The sequence below is a fragment of the Leisingera sp. genome, assembly GCF_982940295.1.
Map to the genome: position 1 here is coordinate 15,025 of NZ_CEYXRG010000025.1, position 22,122 is coordinate 37,146.

The 22,122-nt window shown below is 65.9% G+C and carries 17 protein-coding genes; 8 read left to right on the forward strand and 9 right to left on the reverse strand.

The genetic code is table 11. The features are described 5' to 3' along the window. The first annotated feature begins 369 nt into the window (after window positions 1–369). Both AC4HIX_RS18295 and AC4HIX_RS18300 read left to right on the forward strand, forming a co-directional pair. Window positions 370–1,266 carry a PhnD/SsuA/transferrin family substrate-binding protein gene (locus tag AC4HIX_RS18295; RefSeq protein WP_490400017.1) on the forward strand — a complete coding sequence of 299 codons (897 nt, stop codon included), beginning with the start codon at window positions 370–372 and terminating at the stop codon, window positions 1,264–1,266. A gap of 18 nt (window positions 1,267–1,284) precedes the next feature. Then, complete coding sequence (locus AC4HIX_RS18300) at window positions 1,285–3,570, forward strand: response regulator (protein ID WP_490400018.1); 2,286 nt, start codon at window positions 1,285–1,287, stop codon at window positions 3,568–3,570. A 68-nt stretch (window positions 3,571–3,638) separates the two neighbouring features. Here AC4HIX_RS18300 and AC4HIX_RS18305 read toward each other — a convergent pair whose 3' ends face one another. The 3 genes from AC4HIX_RS18305 to AC4HIX_RS18315 are packed head-to-tail and all read right to left on the reverse strand — an operon-like array spanning window position 3,639 to window position 5,670. Further along, entirely contained in the window at window positions 3,639–4,445 is an 807-nt protein-coding gene (locus tag AC4HIX_RS18305; protein ID WP_490400019.1) for a metal ABC transporter permease, read from the reverse strand. Then, on the reverse strand, window positions 4,442–5,191 hold the full coding sequence (locus AC4HIX_RS18310; RefSeq protein ID WP_490400020.1) for an ATP-binding cassette domain-containing protein: 750 nt from the start codon (window positions 5,189–5,191) through the stop codon (window positions 4,442–4,444). The genes AC4HIX_RS18305 and AC4HIX_RS18310 overlap by 4 nt, the downstream gene beginning before the upstream one ends. Further along, window positions 5,188–5,670, reverse strand: a complete 483-nt coding sequence (locus AC4HIX_RS18315; protein WP_475054595.1) for a Fur family transcriptional regulator — start codon at window positions 5,668–5,670, stop codon at window positions 5,188–5,190. Before AC4HIX_RS18315 ends, AC4HIX_RS18310 begins: the two co-directional genes overlap by 4 nt. 101 nt (window positions 5,671–5,771) lie before the next feature. Between AC4HIX_RS18315 and AC4HIX_RS18320 the strand changes: the two genes are divergently transcribed. Continuing rightward, window positions 5,772–6,854 (forward strand): zinc ABC transporter substrate-binding protein, encoded by a 1,083-nt coding sequence (locus AC4HIX_RS18320; RefSeq protein WP_490400021.1) that lies wholly within the window; start codon window positions 5,772–5,774, stop codon window positions 6,852–6,854. A gap of 30 nt (window positions 6,855–6,884) precedes the next feature. On the opposite strand, the gene AC4HIX_RS18325 is transcribed toward AC4HIX_RS18320, so the two are convergent. Together AC4HIX_RS18325 and amaB are read right to left on the reverse strand one after the other, a co-directional pair. Further along, complete coding sequence (locus tag AC4HIX_RS18325; RefSeq protein WP_490400022.1) at window positions 6,885–8,156, reverse strand: NAD(P)/FAD-dependent oxidoreductase; 1,272 nt, start codon at window positions 8,154–8,156, stop codon at window positions 6,885–6,887. Further along, a complete protein-coding gene (gene amaB / locus AC4HIX_RS18330; protein WP_490400023.1) occupies window positions 8,146–9,648 on the reverse strand; it encodes an L-piperidine-6-carboxylate dehydrogenase in 1,503 nt (500 codons plus the stop codon). The genes AC4HIX_RS18325 and amaB overlap by 11 nt, the downstream gene beginning before the upstream one ends. Window positions 9,649–9,801: 153 nt before the next feature. On the opposite strand from amaB, the gene AC4HIX_RS18335 reads away from it, so the two are divergent. The 3 genes from AC4HIX_RS18335 (at window position 9,802) to AC4HIX_RS18345 (ending at window position 13,017) form a co-directional block, all read left to right on the forward strand. Continuing rightward, entirely contained in the window at window positions 9,802–10,692 is an 891-nt protein-coding gene (locus AC4HIX_RS18335) for a LysR substrate-binding domain-containing protein (RefSeq protein WP_490400024.1), read from the forward strand. 1 nt (window position 10,693) lies between these two features. After that, window positions 10,694–11,581 (forward strand): LysR substrate-binding domain-containing protein, encoded by an 888-nt coding sequence (locus AC4HIX_RS18340; RefSeq protein ID WP_490400025.1) that lies wholly within the window; start codon window positions 10,694–10,696, stop codon window positions 11,579–11,581. 227 nt (window positions 11,582–11,808) lie between these two features. Next, window positions 11,809–13,017 carry a pyridoxal phosphate-dependent aminotransferase gene (locus AC4HIX_RS18345; RefSeq protein ID WP_490400026.1) on the forward strand — a complete coding sequence of 403 codons (1,209 nt, stop codon included), beginning with the start codon at window positions 11,809–11,811 and terminating at the stop codon, window positions 13,015–13,017. On the opposite strand, the gene AC4HIX_RS18350 is transcribed toward AC4HIX_RS18345, so the two are convergent. Together AC4HIX_RS18350 and AC4HIX_RS18355 are read right to left on the reverse strand one after the other, a co-directional pair. Continuing rightward, window positions 13,014–15,554 (reverse strand): AMP-binding protein, encoded by a 2,541-nt coding sequence (locus tag AC4HIX_RS18350; RefSeq protein ID WP_490400027.1) that lies wholly within the window; start codon window positions 15,552–15,554, stop codon window positions 13,014–13,016. The two genes, AC4HIX_RS18345 and AC4HIX_RS18350, sit on opposite strands and share 4 nt — an antisense overlap. Window positions 15,555–15,799: 245 nt before the next feature. Beyond that, window positions 15,800–16,915 (reverse strand): Do family serine endopeptidase, encoded by a 1,116-nt coding sequence (locus AC4HIX_RS18355; protein WP_490400028.1) that lies wholly within the window; start codon window positions 16,913–16,915, stop codon window positions 15,800–15,802. A gap of 142 nt (window positions 16,916–17,057) precedes the next feature. Between AC4HIX_RS18355 and AC4HIX_RS18360 the strand changes: the two genes are divergently transcribed. Together AC4HIX_RS18360 and AC4HIX_RS18365 are read left to right on the forward strand one after the other, a co-directional pair. Beyond that, on the forward strand, window positions 17,058–17,729 hold the full coding sequence (locus AC4HIX_RS18360) for a winged helix-turn-helix domain-containing protein (protein WP_490400029.1): 672 nt from the start codon (window positions 17,058–17,060) through the stop codon (window positions 17,727–17,729). After that, window positions 17,719–19,083 carry a sensor histidine kinase gene (locus AC4HIX_RS18365; protein WP_490400030.1) on the forward strand — a complete coding sequence of 455 codons (1,365 nt, stop codon included), beginning with the start codon at window positions 17,719–17,721 and terminating at the stop codon, window positions 19,081–19,083. The genes AC4HIX_RS18360 and AC4HIX_RS18365 overlap by 11 nt, the downstream gene beginning before the upstream one ends. A 72-nt stretch (window positions 19,084–19,155) precedes the next feature. On the opposite strand, the gene guaD is transcribed toward AC4HIX_RS18365, so the two are convergent. Both guaD and AC4HIX_RS18375 read right to left on the reverse strand, forming a co-directional pair. Further along, window positions 19,156–20,460: a guanine deaminase gene (gene guaD, locus AC4HIX_RS18370; RefSeq protein ID WP_490400031.1), complete on the reverse strand. Its 1,305-nt coding sequence runs from the start codon at window positions 20,458–20,460 to the stop codon at window positions 19,156–19,158. A 63-nt stretch (window positions 20,461–20,523) separates the two neighbouring features. Then, on the reverse strand, window positions 20,524–22,119 hold the full coding sequence (locus AC4HIX_RS18375; protein WP_490400032.1) for a xanthine/uracil/vitamin C permease: 1,596 nt from the start codon (window positions 22,117–22,119) through the stop codon (window positions 20,524–20,526). Between the last annotated feature and the right edge of the window lie 3 nt (window positions 22,120–22,122).

Here is a 22,122-nt window from a genome sequence, read left to right on the forward strand (position 1 = left end):
GAGCCAATCACCAGCTCCGGCGAGGGTATGGCCAGGGCAGCGACGGGGAGCGCTGAAAAAAGTGTCGTTAACACAATAATTTGCGCTGAGCGGCGGTGGGACCCGGCGGGGGCGGGTGTCAAAGTGGTATTCTTCACGGCGTTTCCTGTTGAGCCAGTTCGTGCGGGCATTCTGAATTGTGGCGAATTTGCCTAAAAGATTACGAAAATCTTACTGAAACGTTAATATAGCGGACGGAGAATAAAAGAACCGCAAAATTTTATAGAGAATTGGAGGTGCGTTAACATTGTATTCTTAACCATGGGGCATGTAACGAAGGGTAAAGGCCCGTCCGCTGTGCCAGCCAATGTCAGTCAGGAGGCTAATAACGTGAACGTTTTTGAGTGGACCATTGGTATCATTGAGCTTTTCTTAGCACGGCTGCGGACGGCAGCACCGGCGGCTGTTGTGTCAGCTTGCCTTGCAGCTTGGTTCCCAGGGGCGGGCTATGCCGGAATCGAACTGGTTTTCGGCACCTATGCGGCGGATAAACCTACTTCCACGGTCAAAAAGTACCAGCCTTTCCTGTCCTTCCTGTCCGGGCGGATGAGCGAGGAGCTGGGCGAACCGGTGTCGATCCGGTTGAAGATCGCCAAAGAATACGGTGAAGGGATCCGCCAGCTTGCAAGCGGCGAGGTGGATTTTGCCCGGTTCGGCCCCGCGTCCTATGTGCATGTGATGAAGGAAGACCCGGGTGTCCGGATTGTCGCGATGGAGTCCAAGAACGGTGCAAAGCGGTTCAAGGGTGTGATCGTCGTGCACAAGGACAGCAGCGTGCAGGCGGTGGAGGATCTGGCCGGTCTCAGCTTTGCCTTTGGCGATGAACTGTCCACCATCGGCCGCTATCTGGCGCAGGAATACCTGCTGGACGCCGGCATCAGCAGCGCCGACCTGCATGAGTTCGCCTATCTCGGCCGCCATGACCTGGTTGGCGAAGCGGTTGGCGCGGGAAAATACAGCGCAGGCGCCCTGAAGGAGAGCACCTATAAGAAGCTGGTCGCCAAGGGGGTGCCGATCCGGGTTCTGGCCTCTTTTGACAATGTGACCAAGCCGTGGCTGGCGTCGTCGCAAATGCCGGAGAACGTCCTGGCGGCGATGCGCAAGGTGATGCTGGCCTCGGAAAACGAGGAAATAGTGCGCCGGATCTCAAAGAACGGGTTTCTGCTGGGAGCCGATCAGGATTATGACATTATCCGCCGGGCGATGGAGCGCAGCCTGGCCTTTTAAGAGCGCTGCATTGAAAACATGAAACGAACAGGCATCCTTTTTCAGATCGTGCTGTCGCTGCTGCTGGCCGCCTCGGCGGTTGGCTTTGCGGTTGGCCATCTGGCGCAGCGCCAGGAGGTGCAGCGGCTGGAGCAGCAGCTGACCGAGCAGGCGGACCTGACGGTGTCGCTGCTGAGCGGTCTGATGCTGGAAGCGATCATCGTTGAGGATGTGCCGGTGCTGGAAACCGGCCTTTATGAGGCGGTGGCCCGCAAGCCGCAGATCGTGTCGATCCAGATCCGCAACCCATCGGGCAAGCTGCTGGCCTCGGCCCAGGCTCCTGATGCGGCGGAGGATGACAGCCAGGTGATTTATGAAAGGCCGATCGAGCTGGAAGGGGCTTCGTTCGGCACCATGCTGGTGAAATGGTCGACCCGTGACGGCCAGGCGATGGTTGCGGAAAAGGTGCGCCAGATCATCATCTGGACAGTGGTGCCGGTGCTGGCGCTGTCACTGCTGGTGCTGCTGCTGGTGCATGTGCTGGCGCTCCGCCCATTGCAGATGATCCACAAGCGGATGTCAGATGCGATTTCCGGCCTGCGCAGCCCGCTGCAACCGCTGCCCTGGTTTGCCTCGCGGGAGTTCCGGGCGCTGGATTTCTCAGTCGGGGTGCTGGAGGAAACCTTTGCCGAGCGTGATGAGCGCGAGTTTGCGATGGAGCAGGCCCGCGAGGCTGCGGATATCGCCAACCGTGCCAAATCGGAATTCCTTGCCAACATGAGCCACGAGATCCGCACCCCGATGAACGGGGTGATCGGCATGGCCGAGCTGCTGCAGGAAACCGAGCTGGACGATGATCAGCGGATGTATGCGGAGACGATCGGCAAATCCGGATCGGCCTTGCTGACGATCATCAACGACATCCTCAATTTTTCCAAGATCGAGGCCGGCAAGCTGGAGCTCAGCTGTGCCCCCTTTAACCTTCAGACCGCGGTCGAGGACGTGGTCACCCTCCTGTCGCCCAAGGCGGCGGAAAAGGGCGTTGAGGTCACCATGCGCTATGACCCCGCTCTGCCGGAGGTGTTTGAAGGCGATGCCGGGCGGATCCGGCAGGTCATCACCAATGTTGTGGGCAATGCCGTCAAGTTCACCCGCGAGGGCTATGTCTATATCGAAGTAACCGGCAGCCAGGCGCCGGACGGCGGCCATATGGTGACTCTGCAGGTCACCGATACCGGGATCGGCATCGAGCAGGACAGGATCGGACGGATCTTCCGCGCCTTTGAGCAGGCCGATAATGCGGCCACCCGCAATTTCGAAGGCACTGGCCTCGGCCTCGCGATTTCGGCGCGGCTGCTGGAGCTGATGGGCGGCTCGGTCGAAGTGCAGTCGGATCCGGGCAAAGGGTCGGTGTTCACCATCCGGATCCCGCTGGAGGCCTGTGCCAAGGCGGCGCCGCGGCGGGACAGCGGCGCGCGCAGCTTTGCCGGGCTCAGTGTGCTGCTGGTCGATGATTTGGAGCTGAACCGGGTGATCCTGTCGGAGCGGCTGAGCACCTGGGGCGTGGCCAGCACACAGGCGGCGTCCGCGCATGAGGGGCTGGAAATCCTGTCGGATGCGCAGCTCGACGGGCGCCGGTTCGATGTGATTCTGCTGGACTACCAGATGCCGGCAATGGACGGGCATGAGCTGGCGGCCCGGATCCGGGCCATGCCGGGCTTTGAAACCGTGCCGCTGGTCATACTGTCGTCGGTTGACAACGCATTGTGCCGGGCAGACTGCGAGGCGATCGGCGCTTGCGAGTTCGCACTTAAGCCGGTGCGGGCAGTGCAGCTTCGCCAGGTGATGAGCCGGCTGCTGAGCAGGCCGCCGCAGGAAACGGCGGATGCGGCAGAGCCGGCCGCGGAGCTGCCGGCAGAGGGGCGGCGGCTGAAGGTGCTGCTGGCAGAGGACAACCGCACCAATCAGATGGTGGTGACCAAGATGCTGAAGGACGCGCCGCTGGCGATCAGCATTGCCGGCAACGGCGTGGAGGCTGTTGCCCGCTTCCGGGCTGAGCGGCCGGACATTGTGCTGATGGACATGATGATGCCGGAAATGGACGGGATCGAAGCCACCGCGGAAATGCGCCGGATTGAGGCGGAGACCGGCAGCGGCAAATGCCCGATCGTGGCGCTGACGGCCAATGCGCTGCAGACCCACCGCGAAAAATGCCTGCAGGCCGGGATGGACGACTTCCTGAGCAAGCCGATCAACAAGAAAGCGCTGACCGAAGCCATCAGCAAATGGGCGGGCAGCCCGGACCTGCTGCGGACCGGCAGCTGATCCGGGCTGCTCGCCCGGCAGGCCAGCGGGTTTCTACCTCAAGACAGCAACTGCGGGTGCCGGTGGCATCAGCCCCCGCGGCGCTGCAGCAGCAGTCCGGTCAGGCTGGAGGCGGCAAACAGCGCCGCGGCCAGGCAGACAATGCTGGGTCCGGCGGGCGTGTCCAGCACAAACGCCAGCTGCAGACCGCCGGTGGCGGCCAGCATCCCCAGCAGCGCGGCGATGGCGGCCATCCGCTCCGGGGTGGCGGCAAAGGGGCGGGCGGCTGCGGCCGGGATCAGCAGCATCGCCGCAATCAGCAGCACCCCCACCACCTTGATTGCGACCGCCACCACCAGCGCCAGCGCGATGGTGAGCACCATCTGCTCGCGCCGGGGATCAATGCCGGCGGCATGGGCGAGGTCGGGGTTCAGCGTCGCGGTTAGCAAGGCGGACCAGCGCCACCACAGGAGGGCCAGCACCAGTGCCGCGCCGCCCCAGATCACCGCCAGGTCGGCGCGGCCCACGGCCAGGATATCGCCGAACAGATAGGCCATCAGGTCGATCCGCACCCCTTGCAGAAAGGAGACCGCGACCAGACCGAAGGCGAGCGAGGAATGCGCCAGCACGCCCAGCAAAGTGTCCATCGCATAGCCGCGTCCGGCCAGCGCCGAGACGGTGGTGGCCATAGCCAGCGCCGTGGCCAGCACCCCGGCAAACACCGAAACATCAAAGCTGAGCGCCAGCGCCACGCCGAGGATTGAGGCATGGGCGGTGGCGTCGCCGAAATAGGCCATCCGGCGCCAGACCACGAAACAGCCCAAGGGCGCGGCGGCCAGCGCCACGCCGATGCCCGCCAGCGCGGCGCGGATCAGGAAGTCGTCAAGCAGGGTCATTCCGCCGCCTCGTGATGGTGGTTGTGGGCGCAGTCGTGATCGTGGCTGTGATTATGCTCATGCCGGTAGAGCGCCAGCGCACCTTGGGTGCCGGTGCCGAACAGGGCGCGGTATTCCGGGGCGGTGGCGACATGCTCCGGCGCGCCCTCACAGCAGACGTGGCCGTTGAGGCAGATCACCCGGTCAGAGGCTGCCATCACCACATGCAGTTCGTGGCTGACCATCAGCACCGCGCAGCCCAGGTCCTGACGGACCTTTTCGATGCGCTGGTAAAAGGCGGCGGAGCCGGGTTGGTCCAGCCCTTGGGTGGCCTCATCGAGGATCAGCAGCTGGGGATTGCTGAGCAGGGCGCGGGCCAGCAGCACCCGCTGGAACTGGCCGCCGGACAGGCCTGACATCTGCCGCGCCGCCAGATCACCGGCGCCGGCCTGCTCCAGCGCCTCCGCGGCGCGGGTGTCGGATACCCGTTCCGGCAGGCTGAGGAAGCGGCGCACGGTCAGCGGCAGAGTCGGGTCGATATGCAGCTTTTGCGGCACATAGCCGATCCGCAGTCCGGTTGCGCGCCGGACGGCTCCGCGCGACGGTTTCTGCGCGCCGATGACGCTGCGCAGCAGGGTGGACTTGCCGGACCCGTTGGGGCCGACCACAGTGACGATTTCACCCGGTTCGATCGCCAGGCTGACGCCGGACAGGACTGTATTGCCGCCGTGCCGGACCGTCAGGTTATCGAGAGCAATCAAGCTCATGCGGCGGCGTCCTCCTGGCATTTGGGGCAGAGGCCCTCGGCCTCGATCACCGCGCGCTCGATCACAAAACCGGCGTCGCGGGCAGCCTGGCCCAGCTGGCCCTGAGTGGGTTCGCGCTGCGCCTCGGCCACCGCATCGCAGGCGCGGCAGATCAGGAAGACTGGCGCGTGGGTCTCGCCGGGGTGGGAGCAGGCAATGAAAGCATTGAGCCGCTCGATCTTATGGGCGAACCCGTTTTTCACCAGGAAATCCAAGGCTCTGTAGGCGACGGGCGGCTGCGAGCCCAGGCCCTCCTCGCGCAGGCGGTCGAGGATTTCGTAAGCTCCCAGCGCGCGGTGCTCCTGCAGCAGGATCTCCAGCACCCGGCGGCGCACGGGGGTGAATTGCAGGCCGTTGGCGCGGCAATAGGCATCCACGGCGGCGATGCCGTCTTGAATGCAGCTGGCGTGATCGTGCGGTTCAAAACCAATGGAATCCATGAGGCGGGGTCTCCGGGCGCGGGCAGGATTGGCTCTTGATATGTAATGTTATGACGTTTATCAACCCGGGCGAATGTTATAAAGTTACATCGGAGGATGACATGCGGAACGCGGTAGCAGTGGCTGCGCTGATGGCAGGAACAGGGGCTGCCTGGGCGGAGGCGCCCAAGGTCGCGGCGGACATTCCGCCGGTTCATGGTCTTGTGGCCCGGGTGATGCAGGGGCTGGGCGAGCCTGCGCTGGTGGTGCCGCCCGGCGCTTCGCCGCATGGCTACTCGATGCGCCCTTCTGAGGCGCGGGCGCTGGATCAGGCGGATGTGGTGTTCTGGCTGGGTGAGGCGCTGACCCCTTGGCTGGAAGGGCCGCTGGAAGAGCTGGCCGGCGGCGCGCACCGGGTTGAGTTGCTGGAAGCCGAGGGCACAACAGTGCTGCCGTTCCGCGAAGGCGCACGGTTCGAGGCGCATGGGCATGATGATCATGCGGGCCACGGCGAGCACGAAGATCATGACGGCCACGCGGACCATGAGGGCCACGATGACCATGGTCACGACGAGCATGCCAGCCATGATGATCACGACGGCCACGGTCATGAAGAACACGCCGAAGGTCATGAGGGGCACGCGGACCATGATGATCATGAGGACCACACGGATGCGGATGGCCACCGCCACGAGGGCGCCGATCCGCATGCCTGGCTGCTGCCGGCCAATGCCCAGGCCTGGCTGGATGTGATCGCCGAAGGACTGGCAGAGCATGACCCGGACAATGCTGCCGCCTACAAGGCCAATGCCGAAGCCGGCAAGCAGGAGATTGCAGAGGCCGTGGCCAGCGTTTCGGCACAGCTTGAACCGTTCCGGGCCAAGCAGTTCATCGTGTTCCACGATGCCTACCAGTATTTCGAGCGCGGATTTGGCCTGAACGCCGCGGGTGCGATTTCGATCAGCGATGCCGCCAAGCCGAGCCCGGCGCGGATTGCCGAGGTGCGTGACGTGGTGGCTGATCTGAAAGTGTCCTGCGTGTTCTCGGAGCCGCAGTTCAATCCGGGCGTGGTTGCCACCGTGCTGGACGGCACCGGTGCAGGCACTGCGGTGCTGGATCCGCTGGGCGCCAAGCTGGAGCCGGGGCCGCAGTTCTACCCGGCGCTGCTGCAGGAGATCGGGACGGCGATTGCCGGCTGCGAATGAGGGTAGGGCGGGCCATTCGGCCCGCTTTTTTCATCGGTCGCTGATCAAGTGGGTGAGCGTGGCGCCGGTCTCGTAGTAGGCACTGCGCAGGCCCGCAAAGGGGATCGCGTGATCGCGCACCGGCGGCACCGGCAGGCGCGATTGGTCGCCGCTCAACAGCGCCTCTGCCATGGCGGTGCCGAACAGGGTGCCGGGCCCGATACCGCGGCCGGAGTAGCCGAAGCAGGCGAAGCCGCCGTCCAGGTCCAGGATCTTGGGCAGGTGCTCGGTGGTCATGGCGATGCGGCCGTGCCAGTGGCTGTGGAGCCTCGCATCCTTCAATTCGGGGTATAGCGCGGCCAGCTTGCGGGGCAGCCAGCTGCGGTGCAGGGCGCTGCCGAGGTGGTTGAGGGCACCCATGCCGCCGATTATCAGCCGCCCGGCCTGATCCAGCCGCCACGACGACATGACCAGCGCGGTGTCCCAGCAGCCTTCCTTGCCCGGCAGGATCTTCTCCAGAAGGGGTGCGGGCAGCGGATCGGTGGCGGCCTGGAAATAATGCACCGGGATCACTTGCGGCGCGTCATAGCCGGTGATTTCGCGGGCATAGGCGTTGGTCGCCATGATCAGGTGTTTCGCGCGCAGGCTGCCCTTGGGGGTGGTGACCTGCCAGCCGCTGCCATTGCGGGCGATGCTGGTGGCAGGCGTGCCGCTGTGCAGCTGCGCACCGGCTGCCGCTGCCGCACGGGCGAGGCCGCGCACATAGGCCAGCGGCTGGATGGTCCCGGCGCGCGGATCGAACAGGGCGCCGTGCACGGCTTCGGAGCCGGTGCGCTGAATGGCTTCCTCGCGGGAGAGCAGCTCCACCGGCGCGCCGATGGCGGTGAGCTGGGCGTGGCGGCGCTGCAGGTCTTTCAGGCCGCCGGGCGCATGGGCGCAATGCAGGGTGCCGCTGCGCTCCGGCTCGCAGTGGATGGCGTGTTTTTCGATCAGCGAGAACACCAACCCGGGGGCGCCCGCCAGCAGGGAGGAGAGGCGGCTGCCGGTCTCCGGCCCCAGCGCGGCGTTGATGTCCTCGGGCGGCAGCCAAAGGCCCGCGTTGGCCAGACCCACGTTGCGGCCGGAGCCGCCGCAGCCGATCACGTCTGCCTCGATCAGGCGGACCGAGGCGCCGAATTCTGCGGCTTTCAAAGCTGCCGCGCAGCCGGTGTAGCCGCCGCCGATCACAACCAGATCGGCCGCTGCCTCCCCGGAAAATTCCGGGAAGGCGGGGTTTTCCTGGCAGGTTTGGTGCCAGAGGCTGGACGCCAGATCAGATGTCAAACTTGATCCCCTGAGCAAGCGGCAGCTCGCGTGAGTAGTTCACGGTGTTGGTCTGCCGGCGCATGTACCCTTTCCAGGCGTCGGAGCCGCTTTCGCGGCCGCCGCCCGTCTCCTTCTCGCCCCCGAAAGCGCCGCCGATTTCAGCGCCGGAGGGGCCGATGTTCACGTTGGCAATACCGCAGTCGGAGCCCGCTGCCGAGAGGAAATATTCGGTTTCGCGCACGTCGGTGGAGAAGATGCAGGAAGACAAGCCTTGCGGCACTTCGTTCTGCATTTCAATGGCTTGATCCAGGTCAGCGTATTTCACCACATAGAGGATCGGGGCGAAGGTTTCGGTGTGCATGATCTTCGTTTGGGCGGGCATCTCAACGATGGCGGGATGCACATAGGCCGCGTTGGCGAAGCTGTCCGTCAATGCGCGGCCGCCGCCGTGCACGGTGCCGCCTTCGTCCTGGGCGCGCTCCAGCGCCCGCAGCATCGCGTCCATGGCTTGGCGGTCGATCAGCGGGCCGACCAGGGTGCCGTCGGCCAGCGGGTCGCCGATGGGCAGGCCCTCATAAGCTTTGATCAGGCGCGGGATCAGCCGGTCATAGATGTCTTCATGCACGATCAGGCGGCGCAGGGAGGTGCAGCGCTGGCCGGCGGTGCCGACGGCGGAGAACACGATGGCGCGCAGGGCCATTTCCAGATCGGCCGACGGCGCGACGATCATCGCGTTGTTGCCGCCAAGCTCCAGAATGGTGCGGCCCAGGCGTTTGGACATATCGGCCGCAACCGCCTTGCCCATCGGCACCGAGCCGGTGGCGGAGATGATGGCAACGTCCTTGGAGGCGGTCAGCGCCTCGCCCAGATCACGCTCGCCGATCAGCACCTGGATCAGGCCCTCAGGCGCGTCCCCGCCAAAGGCCGCCATGGCGCGCTCGCAGATTTTCTGCACGGCAAGTGCGGTGAGCGGGGTCTTCTCCGACGGCTTCCAGATCACCGGATCGCCGCAGACCAGCGCCAGCGCCGCGTTCCAGCACCAGGGCGCGACCGGGAAGTTGAAGGCGGTGATGATGCCGCAGGTGCCCATCGGGTGCCAGGTTTCGCGCATCGCGTGGCCGGGGCGTTCCGAGGCGATGGTGAGGCCGTAAAGCTGGCGCGACAGGCCCACCGCAAAGTCGCAGATGTCAATCATCTCCTGCACTTCGCCAAGCCCCTCCTGGTAGATCTTGCCGCATTCCAGGGTGACGAGACGGCCCAGGTTTTCCTTTTCCTTGCGCAGCTCGTCGCCCAGCAGGCGCACCAGCTCGCCGCGGCGGGGGGCGGGGACCAGGCGCCAGGATTTGAAGGCCTGTTTGGCGGCGGCGATCTGCGCTTCGGCCTCGGCGGTGCTGTGGGTCTTGAGCCGGGCAATTTCGCTGCCGTCCACCGGCGTGGTGACGGTCAGGCTGCCGCCGTTCAGCTCGGCTTGGGTCAGGCCGGCAGCGGCGAGGATGTCGGAATGGGGCATTTGAGCGTCCTTTCGGTGCGAGGGCGGGGCATGAGGAAAACTTTAGGGTGATCTCCCGGAATGTCCCGCCGGGCATAGGTCTGATAAAGAAATTGCACCTTGCGGGCCGGATTGCTAATGAAAGTAAATCCTGCACCCATGAGTTAAGATCATATGATTGCGCCGCGCCGTTTCCTGCCCTCAATCCCCTCTCTGCTGGCGCTGGAGGCGGTGGACCGGCTCGGCAGCGCCTCTGCGGCGGCGGAGGATCTGTCGCTGACGCAAAGCGCCATCAGCCGCCAGCTGAAGCAGCTGGAGGAGCAGATGGGGGTGGATCTGATTGCTCGCGACCAGATGCGGATGCAGTTGACGCCGGCGGGGACCGGCTTTGCCAAGGAGGCGCGTGCGATCCTGACCCGGCTTGCGCAGGCCTCGGTCAAGCTCAGGGCCAATCCGGACGGCGGCAGTTTCACCCTGTCGATCCTGCCGTCCTTTGGCCTGCATTGGCTGGCGCCGCGGCTGAGGGAGTTTGCCGCGGCGCATCCCGGGATCACGGTGAACCTGCGCACCCACAATCTGCCGTTCAGCTTTGACGCGGGGACGGCGCAGGCGGCGATCCACTACGGCACGCGGGACTGGCCGGGGGTGGAGTATCTGCCCCTGATGCCGAAACATGTGCTGCCGGTCTGCGCGCCGGGGCTGATGGACGGGCCGGTTTCCCGCCCGGCGGAGCTGCTGAAGTTTCCGCTGCTGCACCTGGAAACCCATCCCGACTGCTGGGAGCAGTGGTTTCATTTGCATGATGTGCCGGCTGCGAAACTGCGGGGGATGCTGTTTGACCAGTCTTCCGCCATGACACAGGGGGCGGTGCATGGGCTGGGGGTGGCCTTGCTGCCGGATTTCCTGGCGGAGAACGAGATCGCGCAAGGGCGGCTGGCGCTGGCGATGGAGGGCGCGGCGGTGAGCCTGGGCGAGTATTTCCTGGTCTGGCCTGCGGATCAGGCGGAGGAGTATCCGCTGATCAAGTTCCGCGAATGGCTGTTGTCGCAGCTGAAGGAGAATTGAGATGCGCCTGCCGAGCCTGACACATCTGCGCTGCTTCGAGAGCGCTGCACGGCACCAGAGTTTCACCGCTGCGGGCGAGGAGCTGGGGCTGACCCAAAGCGCCGTCAGCAAGAAGGTGAAGGAGCTGGAGGCGGACCTTGGCTTCGACCTGTTCCAGCGGGCCGGGCGCGGCGTGGTGCTGACGCCTGCGGGGCAGGGGCTGGCGGCGGATCTGGAGCTGGATCTGGCGGGGCTGCGCGCAACCTTGCAAAAGGCCGCCGCCGCCGGGGCCGGGCGCTCGGCCCTGCGGATTGCGGTGCTGCCGGCCTTCGCCAACCTGTGGCTGATCCCGCGGCTGCCGGATTTCTTTCAGCGCCATCCGGAGGTGGAGCTGAGCTTCTCCACCCGGCTGGAGCCGTTTGATTTTGCCCGGGAAAACTTCGACCTGGCGGTGCATTACGGGCTGGACAACTGGCCCGGCACCCATATGGCGCCGCTGTTCGGCGAGGAGATGGTGCCGGTCTGCGCGCCCGGCTTCTATGCCGCCCATCAGCTTGAGCTGGCCGCCAATCTGGCACAGGCTCCGCTGTTGCATCTGGAGAGCCGGGCGGGGTCCTGGGCGGAATGGTTCGAGCGGGCCGGGCTGGCCGGCGCGCCGCGGCAGGACGGGCGCTATTTCGACCAGCACTCAATGGTGATTGCGGCGGCGGCGGCGGGGCTGGGGGCGGCAATCGTTCCCTATGACATGGTGGCGCGGGAGATTGCGGCAGGGGTTCTGCTGCGCATACCGGGGCCCGCGCTGGAGTCGCGCAAGCGCTATTACCTGGTGCGCCCGCACGGGGTGGTGCCGGAGGCGGTGCAGAAGCTGGAAGCCTGGATGCGCAAGCAATTGCGGACAAGGCCGGATTGAAGTGTTTCGCCCGGCCGACAGGCCGGGCAGCGCCCGTCCGCCCCGTCAAACCGAAGGTTTGCCTCCGGCAAAACGGCGGCGGGCGCTTCGCTTCCGCCCGCGGACGGGCGCCGCCCTCGGCGATAGATGCCAAACCGGAATAGGTCGGGTCGCAAAGGGCTGGTTTTCCGGAGAACGGCATTCGCTCCATGCTAGCTGGCGAAGCAAACCAGCAGGGAGCCTTTGCCATGGCCCAATTCCGCCGCGCCAGCCGTCTTGACCCGCTCGAAGTATCCGAAATCCTGACCATCGGCGCCAAGGCGGCAGAGATGAAGCGGCAGGGCGCGCCGGTGATCATCCTGGGCGCGGGAGAGCCGGACTTCGGCACACCGGATCACATCAAGGAGGCCGCCGCCGCGGCGATGCGGGCGGGGGAGACGAAATACACCCCGCTCGGCGGCACGCTGGCGCTGCGGCAGGCAACCCAGGCGAAGTTCCAGCGCGACAACGGGCTGGACTACGCGCTGGATGAAATCATTGCGGGCACCGGGGCCAAAGAGATCCTGTTTGATGCTTTCATGGCCAGCCTCAACCCCGGCGATGAGGTGATTGTGCCCACGCCCTATTGGACCTCCTATTCCGACATCATCCGCATTGCCGGCGGCGAGCCGGTGCTGGTGCCCTGCGGGGATGACACTGGCTTCCGGCTGACGGCGGAGAAGCTGGAGGCAGCGATCAGCCCGCGCACCCGCTGGCTGCTGCTGAATTCACCTTCAAACCCCGCCGGGGCGGGTTACAGCGCGGAGGACTACCGTCCGCTGCTGGAGGTGCTGCTGCGATACCCGGACGTCTGGCTGATGGCCGATGACATGTATGAACACATAACTTATGGCGGGTTCGAATTCGCAACACCCGCGCAAGTGGAGCCACGGCTGAAGGAGCGGGTGCTGACCGTCAATGGCGTCTCCAAGGCCTATGCGATGACCGGCTGGCGGCTGGGCTATGCGGGCGGGCCGAAGGCGCTGATCGACGCGATGAAGGTAGTGCAGTCGCAGTCGACCTCGCATCCCTCGTCGATTTCGCAGGCAGCCGCGGCGGCGGCGCTGAACGGACCGCAGGAGGTGCTGGCAGAGCGGCGGGCCAGTTTTCAGGCGCGGCGCGATCTGGTGGTGGAGGCGCTCAATGGCATGGAAGGCATCAGCTGCCCGGTGCCGGAGGGCGCGTTCTATACCTTTGCCAGTTGCGCAGGGCTCTTGGGCAAGCACACGCCGGAGGGCAGGGTGCTGGAGACGGACGCGGATTTCTGCGCTTATCTGCTGGACCAGCACCATGTGGCGGTGGTTCCGGGCCGCGCCTTTGGCATTTCGCCCTATTTCCGGATTTCCTACGCGACCTCCGAAGCGGAGCTGCGCGAGGCGCTGGCCCGGATCGGCCGGGCGGTGGCGGCGCTGGCCTAGGCCTGCGCCATTGCCATTTGACGGCGCGAGCGGGCGCTGGACCAGGCCTGCACCAGCTGGCGCTGCAGGGCAGCTGCAGCGAGGCCCAGGGCGATGCCGCCAAAGATCGCCAGCGCATCGTTCAGCGGGCTGCGGCCCTCCAGCCCGATCATCGGCATCAGCAGCTCCGGCACAAACCGGTGCAGCAGGTAGATCGGGAAGGCCGCCTGCGCCAGCCGCATCAGCGGGCGGGCGGCAAGCCGCGGCACCGGCAGGCGGGTGATGAACAGCAGCCCGGCGATCAGCACCAGGAGCCACATGTATTTGATCCAGCCGCCATACCAGTTGCCGCCCAGATAGGCCGCTGCGGGCATGATCACGCAGGCCGCCGCCAGCACCAGCAGCCGCTGTCCCAGCGTGCTTGCCGCAGTGATGCACCAGCCGAGGGCAAAGAGGTAGAACACCCAAGGCACGGTGAACTGCCCCCGCCCGCCGATCTGCCAGACTTCCGGTGCGATCAGGCGGACGGCAACGGCAAACGCCAGTAAGCACAGGCCCGCGCGGAAGGCGCCCTGGCGCACCAGCCAGCGCCGCACCGGCGGCAGCGCAAAGGGCAGCGCCACCAGCAGGGTCATCTGCAGATAGGCCTCGATGAACCAGTAAAGATACGGCAGCATCAGATGGGTTTCGGGCGTGGTCAGGGCAAAGTTGCCCGCCAGGAAGACCGAGGCCCAGGGCACCTGCTCCCAGGCCACTGCGTATCCCGCCAGGATCAGGTAATAGGGGATGAGCACCGCGGCCACGGGTTTGAAGAAACTGCGCATGTCGCCGGATTTCAATGCCTGCCAGCGGAAGCCGGCAACGCTCATCCCCATCAGGATCACCATCGCCGCGGCACCGCCGTAGACCGGCCAGAAGGTCTGATGCGCGACCACCACCGCTAGGATGGCAACCACCCGGGCCACCAGGTCAAAGGGCAGGCTGGCGGCGGGTGCCGGGGTGGCCTGTTCCAGATCCTTGATCTGCATCTCTTCCCAGCCGGCGGGGGCGCCGCCCAGGGCCTCGTCGAGCGCCAGCGACAGCTCCACATGGCGCAAGGAGTCGCCGCCGAGCGAGGCGAAACTGTCATTGCGGCCCACGGTCTGCGGCGCAAAGGCGGCCTGATAGGCAGCGAGCACTCCCTTGGCGGGCTTGGGTTTGGCGGATTGCGCCTTGAGCGCCGGATAGTCGATCTTGCCATTGGCGCGCCGGGGCAGGGACCTACGCGGGATCACCGTGAAATGCTGCTGGCCGACGCCGGTCAGCTTGGCGGCCAGCGCGGCTATGCCATCCTCCGCCCCGCAGATAGCAATGGAGATGCGGGTGTCATCGCCCCAGACCGCAGCTTCATACCCTTGGGCGGCCAGCGCGCGCTCGATGGCGTCATGGCCGATGCGCAGGCCGGCAACCTTGGACATGCGCGAAAGCCGCCCGGTGATGTGATAGAGACCGTTTGCATCGCGCCGGGCCAGGTCGCCGGTGGCCAGCTCGCTGAGTTCCGGACCCTTGGCAAGATCGGAGTGGTCTTCGGCATAGCCCATCATCACGTTCGGACCCTGGTAGATCAGCTCGCCTTCGCCCTCGGGCGCGGTGATTTCCGTGCCGCCGGCATCGCGCAGGAACAAGTTTCCGCCGGGGATCGCACGGCCCGCGGCGCCCGGATTATCCAGAGCCAGCTCCGGTGGCAGATAGCTGATCCGGGCGGTGGCCTCTGTCTGGCCGTACATGACAAAGAACCGCCCGGCACGCGCCTGCATCCGGCTGGCCCAGGCGCGGACCTGGTCCGGCTCCATGGCACCGCCCGCGACTGTCAGGGTCTTGATGCTTTCCGGCAAGGCATGAGACAGGCCCGCGCTCTCCAGCAGGCGGAAGTGATGCGGCACGCCGGCCAGGCTGGTGGCGCCCGAGGCCTCCAGCGCATCGGAAAAACCGGCGTCCAGCACCGAGCCAGGGGCGAGCCAGAGGCTGGCGCCGGCCGCCAGATGCGAGTGCAGCACTGAGAGACCGTAGGAATAATGCAGCGGCAGGATCAGCGCGGCACGGTCTTTGGGCTGGATCTGGAGGTATTCCGCGATGGCGCGGGCATTGGCATCCACGGCGGTGCCGGACAGCCGCACGCCGCGGCCATGGCCGGTGCTGCCGGAGGTTTGCAGGAGCAGCGCCAGCTCCGGATGGATGGCGGCTGGTTCATGCGCATGGCCCAGCAGCTGCCAGCTGCCGCCAATGCGGCGGAAACTGGCGGCGGGGCGGAAGCGTTCCTCCAGCCGGACAGCCGTCGCCTCGTCGCCCTCGGGCAGCGGCATCACCGCATGGCCCGCAGCGAGGGCGCCAAGATAGGCGGTGATGGCCTCGGGATCTGGTGCAGCCTCGACCGCGATCAGCCGCCGGTCCTGCGGCAGCAGGGCGGCAAACTGTGCGGCGGCATCGGCCAAGGCGGCATAGGACAGGCGGGTTCCGTCCGCCGCCGAAAGGCAAACCCGAGGGCCAAAAGCGCGCAAATTTTCGAGGTCAAAAAACATCCGGAACTCCTTCGAGCGGGCCGGGTAAGATAATTTACAAATTTTGTCAATTATTGATGGGGGCGGGGCACACCGCGTATTCGTACGCTGCCCCGCGGGCGTGGCTGATCTGTGTAATCAACATTATGGTAAATATGGGATCGTGCCGGAACGGCAGTGCCAGGCGGCCGCCCCGTGCATCAAATGCGGTCACTCCCGCCGGTTTCCCGGCAGGAGTGAAGGGCGTGCGACGGCAAGCGTTCAGATCAGGCGTCCTGGCCGGAGCGGTCGCCCAGGGTCACGTCCAGCGTGAGCTCCTTGCCTTGGCGCAGCACCTCGATCTGCGCGGCCTCACCCGGGGCGTTCATCGCAACCGCAGCGGTCAGGTCGCGCAGCTCATCAACCTCGGCACCGCCAAAGCGAAGTACCACATCCCCGGGTTTCAGACCCGCCTTGGCCGCCGGGCTGTCCGCCTCCACGCCTTCGATCACCACGCCCTTGCCAGCTTCGCGGCCCAGCACATTGGCGGCGTCCTCCGACAGAGGCTTGATCTGCACACCCAGCCAGCCGCGGGTGATCTCGCCGTCATCTTCCAGGTCGGCAACGATCTTCTGCACCATGTCCGAGGGCACCGCAAAGCCGATCCCGACCGAGCCGCCGCCGGGCGAATAGATCGCGGTGTTGACCCCCACGACCTCGCCTTCGGCATTGAACAACGGCCCGCCGGAGTTGCCCCGGTTGATCGCCGCATCGGTCTGGATGAAGTCGTCAAACGGCCCGGAGTTGATGTTGCGCGAGGTGGCTGAAACGATGCCCGAGGTCACCGTGCCCGACAGGCCGAACGGGCTGCCCATGGCAAGCACCTCATCACCGACCCGCAGCTCTTCGGAGGAGCCGAACTCCACCACCGGCAGCGGCGTGTCCGCGTCCACCTTAAGCAAGGCGATATCGGTCAGCGGGTCGGTGCCGACGACGGTGGCGTCATGCACGCTGCCATCGGCCAGGGTAACGGTCACCGTCTGGGCGTTATCGATCACGTGGTTGTTGGTGACAATCAGCCCCTCTTCGGCAATCACAAAGCCGGAGCCGGCGCCCTTCATCGGGCGGCTTTCCGGCTGCTGCGGCAGGCGGCCGCCGAAGCGGCGCATGAAGTCTTCCATGAACTGGTCGTTCGGCATCGCCTGCCGGTCGGACACGGGCTGCGCCTTGCCGGTGACCTCGACATAGACGACGGCGGGCGCGACGGTCTCGACCAGATCGGCATAGCCGCCGGCAGGCACCGCAAGCGCAGGGGCCGGGTCCAGCGCAAGCATCGCGGCAGCCGAGGCGGCTGCGGTCAGGCCAAAGGCAAATCTCTTGGGGGCGGTAGCAGGATTGGACATCTTCGTCTCCTTGCGTTGAAGTGATGCAAGCCAGATGGAAGGCTTGGATTTCAACCGCCTGACGCCTTCTATACAGATCTGTAATGTGCGCAGAGCCGCGTTCGGGAGTATTAGCGGCACGGTTGAAACACGGGAGAAGGCTTTGAAAATCCTGGTGATCGAAGATGACGCTACCACCGGCCCCTATGTGCAGGCCGGGCTGCGCGAGGAAGGGCATACCGCCGATCTCGTCACCGACGGGCGCGAGGGCCTGCTGCAGGCCACGGCGGCGGATTATGACGTGCTGATCATCGACAGGATGCTGCCCGGCCTGGACGGGCTGAGCCTGATCAAGACCCTGCGTGGCGCCGGCGTGCGCACGCCCGCCATTATGCTGACGGCGCTGAGCGGCGTGAATGACCGGATCGAGGGGCTGGAGGCCGGGGCGGATGACTACCTGGTCAAGCCCTTTGCCTTTGGCGAGCTGGCCGCCCGCGTCGCCGCTCTGGCCCGCCGCCCGGGCCTGCAGGAGCAGGAGACGGTGCTGCGGGCGGGCGATCTGGAGATGGATCTGATCCGCCGCAAGGTGATCCGCGCGGACCAGGAGATCGAGCTGCTGCCGCGTGAATTCCGCCTGCTGGAGCATCTGTTGCGCCGCAAAGGCCGGGTGCAGACCCGCACCATGCTGCTGGAGGCGGTCTGGGACATCAGCTTTGACCCGCAGACCAATGTGGTGGAGACCCATATCTCCCGCCTGCGCGCCAAGGTCGACAAGCCCTTTGACAGCGAACTGATCGAAACCGTGCGCGGCGCGGGGTACCGGATTGCCGGCTGACCTCCTCCGCCGGGCGCGGGTGCTGCTGCGCTCCTCGCCGATGCGGCAGTCGCTGTGGCTGTCGCTGCTGTTTGTTGCTGCCAGTTCGATCAGCCTCGGGATCACCTATTACGTGGCCCACGGCGCCCAGCGGCAGGCGATCGAGCAGAGCCTGACCCAGGACATGGCAGGCTTTCGCGCCACACCCTCCGCCGCGGCGCTGGCGGCGCTGGTCAATGCCGAAACCCGCGAGACCGACCCGCAGCGCCGCCTGCTCAGCTACCGCCGCCCCGGCGGGCGGGTGGTGGCGGGCAATGCGGCGATCATGCAGCAGCAGGAGGGGTTCCGGGTGGTGGCGCTGGGGCCGGAACCGGTGGAGATTTCCGGCCGCTTCATCTCGCTCAGCGAATACATCCACGGCGGCCTGCTGACCGTGGCGCAAAGCGCCAAACCGCTGGACGACCTGCGCCAGACGTTCCTGTGGGTGTTCCTGTTCAGCCTGCTGCCCGCGACGGCCCTGGCGATGCTGGGCGGGGTGCTGCTGGCGCGCCGGTCGGCCCGTTCCTTGCGGGGGATTGAGCGCACGCTGTCGGCGCTCACTTCCGGCGACCTTGGCGCGCGGGTGCCGGAGAGCGGGCAGACGCACGGCGATATCAGCCGCATCGGCCGCAGCGTGAACCGCATGGCGCAGGCGCAGCAGCAGGCGACCGAGGCGCTGCGGCAGGTCTCGGCGGACATCGCGCATGACCTGAAAACCCCGATCCAGCGGGTGGCGGTGCAGCTCGCCCGCCTGCAGGAGGTGCCGGACCTGCCGCAAGAGGCTCAGGTGCTGGCGGACAAGGCGCTGGAGGAGACCCGCGGCATCACCAGCACCTTCCAGGCGCTGCTGCAGATCGCCCAGCTGGAGGACGGCACGCCGAGGTCACGGTTCGAGGCGGTGGATCTGTGCGAAGTTGCCGCCACCTTTGCCGAGATCTATGGGCCGGCGGCAGAGGAGCAGAACCGGACTCTCAGTCTCAGCCTGCCGGATGCGCCGGTCACCGTCACAGGCGACCGCGCCTTGCTCGGCCAGCTGCTGGCCAACCTCATTGAAAATGCGCTGCGGCATACCCCCGAAGGCACCGCCATCAGCCTGTCGCTGCGCCGGGACGGGGCGGCGGCGGTGCTGTGCGTGCGCGATCACGGCCCCGGCATCCCGGAGGCGGAGCGCCAGAAGGTGCTGCGCCGCCTCTACCGGCTGGAGCGGAGCCGGACCACGCCGGGCAGCGGCCTGGGCCTGAGCCTGGTGGCGGCGATTGCCAGCCTGCACGGGGCCGGGCTGCACCTGTCCGATGCAAAACCGGGCCTGCGGGCCGAAGTGAAATTCGCATTCTAGCCCGCCGCGGCACCGGGATCCGCCGCAGCCAGGAAACCCAGCCCGGCGCGGCGGTTTTTGAGGGCGCCGTCTTTATGGCGCCGTCTTCATCGGCTTGCCAGCCGCATAGGTCTGCGCGATGGAGCGGTCGTCGCCGAGGGTCTGCAGGATAAACAGCTCTTCCGACAGGGTCTCGGCCCGCTGCATCCGCAGGTCCATCGCCGGCGTGGCGCGGGAATCGAGCACCACGATATCGGCCTCAGTGCCTGCTTCCAGCGTGCCGATCTTGTCCTCCAGCCCCAGCGCCACCGCATTGCCGCGGGTGATCCAGTGGAAGGCGCGCAGCGGGTGCAGCTTCTGGTTCTGCAGCTGCAGCACCTTGTAGCCCTCGTTCAGGGTCTGCAGCATGGAATAGCTGGTGCCGGCCCCGATGTCGGTGGCAATCGCATTGGTGATGCTGCGGCTGCGCAGGCCGGCGTCGTCAAACAACCCGCTGCCCAGGAACAGGTTGGAGGTCGGGCAGAACACCGGCTTGGCCTGGGTCTCCGCCAGCGCATCAATCTCGCGCGGCTGCAGGTGGATCGAGTGGCCGAGCAGCATCTTTTCGGTCAGCAGCCCATAGGACTGGTAGACATCCAGATAGTCGCGCGTCTGCGGGTAGAGCTCGGCGGTAAAGGCGATCTCGTCATGGTTTTCCGACAGGTGGGTCTGTACGTAGCAGTCCGGGTGCTCTTTCACCAGCGCGCCGGCCATTTCCATCTGACCGGGGGTGGAGGTGATGGCAAAGCGGGGGGTGATTGCATACATGCCGCGGCCCTTGCCGTGGTATTTCGCAATCAGCTCCTTGGTGTCGTCGTAACCGCTGACCGGCGTGTCCAGCAGGCCTTCAGGCGCGTTGCGGTCCATCAGCACTTTGCCGCCGATCATCCGCATGTTGCGGCGGGCGGCCTCGCTGAAATAGGCCTCGGCGGAGGTTTTGTGGACCGAGCAATAGGCGACGGCGGTGGTGGTGCCATGCTCGGTCAGCAGGTCGAAGAAATGCCCGGCCATCTCGGCACTGTGGCCTGCGTCGGCGAAACGGACCTCCTCGGGGAAAGTATAGTTGTTCAGCCATTCCAAGAGCTGCGATCCCCAGGAGGCGATCACCTGCACCTGCGGGAAATGCAGGTGGGTGTCGATGAAGCCGGCCATCAGGATGTTCGGGCGGTGGTCGATCACCTCGGCGCCTGCCGCCTGCTGGGCGAGGTCGCCATAGCTGCCCTTGGCCAGGATCATGCCGTCCGCGACCAGCAGCGCGCCGTCCTCGATGAACTCATAGGCGCTGGTGTCCTCGGGGCCTTGCGGCTCGGCGGTGAAGGAAAGCACCCGCCCGCGCAGCAGCGTCTGTTTCGATGTCATGTCTTTGATGTCCTTGGTTCGCAGGCAGGGGACGCGCGGCCCCCTGCCCCTCTTCACTTGGGATTATTCGCCCGCCGGCAGGTGCGGCACATGGGGTTTCACACCGTCCTCCGGCTCTTCCTCATGCTCATCCGCCTTGTGGAAGATCGGGTAGATGAACAGGAAGCCGGCCGCGATCAGGTAGCCCAGGGCGATGCCGTTGAACTCCGGCCAATGCAGGCTGGCAGAGTGGATCACGCCGACCAGCGACATCACCGCCGCCGCCAGGGCAAAGCCGCCCGCGTTGCGGAAGTCGCCGTCGATCACGCTGGCCACGATGGCGCCCCAGATCAGGCCGGTCAGGATGGCACCCTGGCTGAGCGCCAGATGGCCTTCGTAATGCGCGCCCTGCTGCAGCAGCGCCGCGGTCAGCTCCGGATCGCCCAGCTGCGCCATGCCGGTGGCACCCAGTGCACCCAATGCGCCAGCCAGTGCGCCCCATTTGATCACCAGGAAGGCAGAGACATGCGGCATCATCGCGATTGTCACCGCGGCGATGTGGTCGGTCTTCACCGAATGCGCGGTATTGGTCACCAGGCTCAGCGCCACGAACACCAGCACCGGCGCGGCAGCGGCCACGGGGATCAGGTTATTGAGGAACGCCAGCAGGCCAAAGAAGGCGGCAAAGGGGATCACCAGGCCAACACCGATGATATAGCCCGAGCGCGCGCCCATCCGCTTGTAGGCCGGGTGGCCGATATAGGCGGTGGTCGGGAACGGCGAGCCGAAGACCGCACCGATCATGGTGCCGACACCATCGGTCACCTGGCACAGGCCCACCGGATAGTGGTCGCCAGCCGCTTCGGCGCTTTCGACGTTGTTCATGGTTTCAATGAAGTTGTAGATCTGCACCGGCACCAGGACAAGGAACAGCTCCGGGTTGGCGAACAGATGCTGGATACCTGCAATCAGGTCACCGAAATAGGGGACCGGCAGATAGACACCCACACCGTCAAGCGACACCGAAGCCTCGCCCATGCCAAGCGCCACAACGGTACCGACGATCAGCGCCAGCAGACCGGCGGGAATGTTGAACGGCAGCCGGTGGCGGCCGACCAGGCCCCACAGGATGATGATCATCGAGGCAAAGCCTATGAAGGGGTTTTCAAAGATCGTCGCCAGCGGTACGGTGCCGATGAACACCAGCGCAATACCGCACAAGGTGCCCAGCATACCGGCGCGCGGGGTCACCCGCTTGAGCCAGGGGCCGACGATGGCGCCCATCGCGGCGACGATACCGCCCATGAAGCCCGCGCCGATGCCCACCTGCCAGGCCAGCATGGCGTCATTGGTGGACCAGTAGATCGGCCCGATCACCCCGAACAGATAGACGAACATAACCGGGGTCGAGATGCCATAGGGCAGCGCGGTCACGTCGCGCCCTTCTTTCTCGGCGGTGTGTTTGGCCAGCCAGGTGTAAACCGCGATACCGGCCAGGATCGCCACTGCGGCGCCGGGCACGATGCGGCCGAACACGATGTCCGCGGGCATGTTGAACACAAACTGACAGATGCCTGAAAGCACGATCAGGTTGATCAGGTTGTCGGTGAACAGCGCCCAGAATGCACTGAAGTCATTCCGCGCGAACAGTTTGTACGTATAGCTCCGCCCTGTGGTCATGGC

Coding starts and splice junctions, on each gene's coding strand:
- AC4HIX_RS18300 (WP_490400018.1), top strand. CDS start 1,285: ATGAAACGAACAGGCATCCTTTTTCAGATCGTGCTGTCGCTGCTGCTG.
- AC4HIX_RS18305 (WP_490400019.1), bottom strand. CDS start 4,445: ATGACCCTGCTTGACGACTTCCTGATCCGCGCCGCGCTGGCGGGCATC.
- AC4HIX_RS18310 (WP_490400020.1), bottom strand. CDS start 5,191: ATGAGCTTGATTGCTCTCGATAACCTGACGGTCCGGCACGGCGGCAAT.
- AC4HIX_RS18315 (WP_475054595.1), bottom strand. CDS start 5,670: ATGGATTCCATTGGTTTTGAACCGCACGATCACGCCAGCTGCATTCAA.
- AC4HIX_RS18320 (WP_490400021.1), top strand. CDS start 5,772: ATGCGGAACGCGGTAGCAGTGGCTGCGCTGATGGCAGGAACAGGGGCT.
- amaB (WP_490400023.1), bottom strand. CDS start 9,648: ATGCCCCATTCCGACATCCTCGCCGCTGCCGGCCTGACCCAAGCCGAG.
- AC4HIX_RS18335 (WP_490400024.1), top strand. CDS start 9,802: ATGATTGCGCCGCGCCGTTTCCTGCCCTCAATCCCCTCTCTGCTGGCG.
- AC4HIX_RS18340 (WP_490400025.1), top strand. CDS start 10,694: ATGCGCCTGCCGAGCCTGACACATCTGCGCTGCTTCGAGAGCGCTGCA.
- AC4HIX_RS18345 (WP_490400026.1), top strand. CDS start 11,809: ATGGCCCAATTCCGCCGCGCCAGCCGTCTTGACCCGCTCGAAGTATCC.
- AC4HIX_RS18350 (WP_490400027.1), bottom strand. CDS start 15,554: ATGTTTTTTGACCTCGAAAATTTGCGCGCTTTTGGCCCTCGGGTTTGC.
- AC4HIX_RS18355 (WP_490400028.1), bottom strand. CDS start 16,915: ATGTCCAATCCTGCTACCGCCCCCAAGAGATTTGCCTTTGGCCTGACC.
- guaD (WP_490400031.1), bottom strand. CDS start 20,460: ATGACATCGAAACAGACGCTGCTGCGCGGGCGGGTGCTTTCCTTCACC.
- AC4HIX_RS18375 (WP_490400032.1), bottom strand. CDS start 22,119: ATGACCACAGGGCGGAGCTATACGTACAAACTGTTCGCGCGGAATGAC.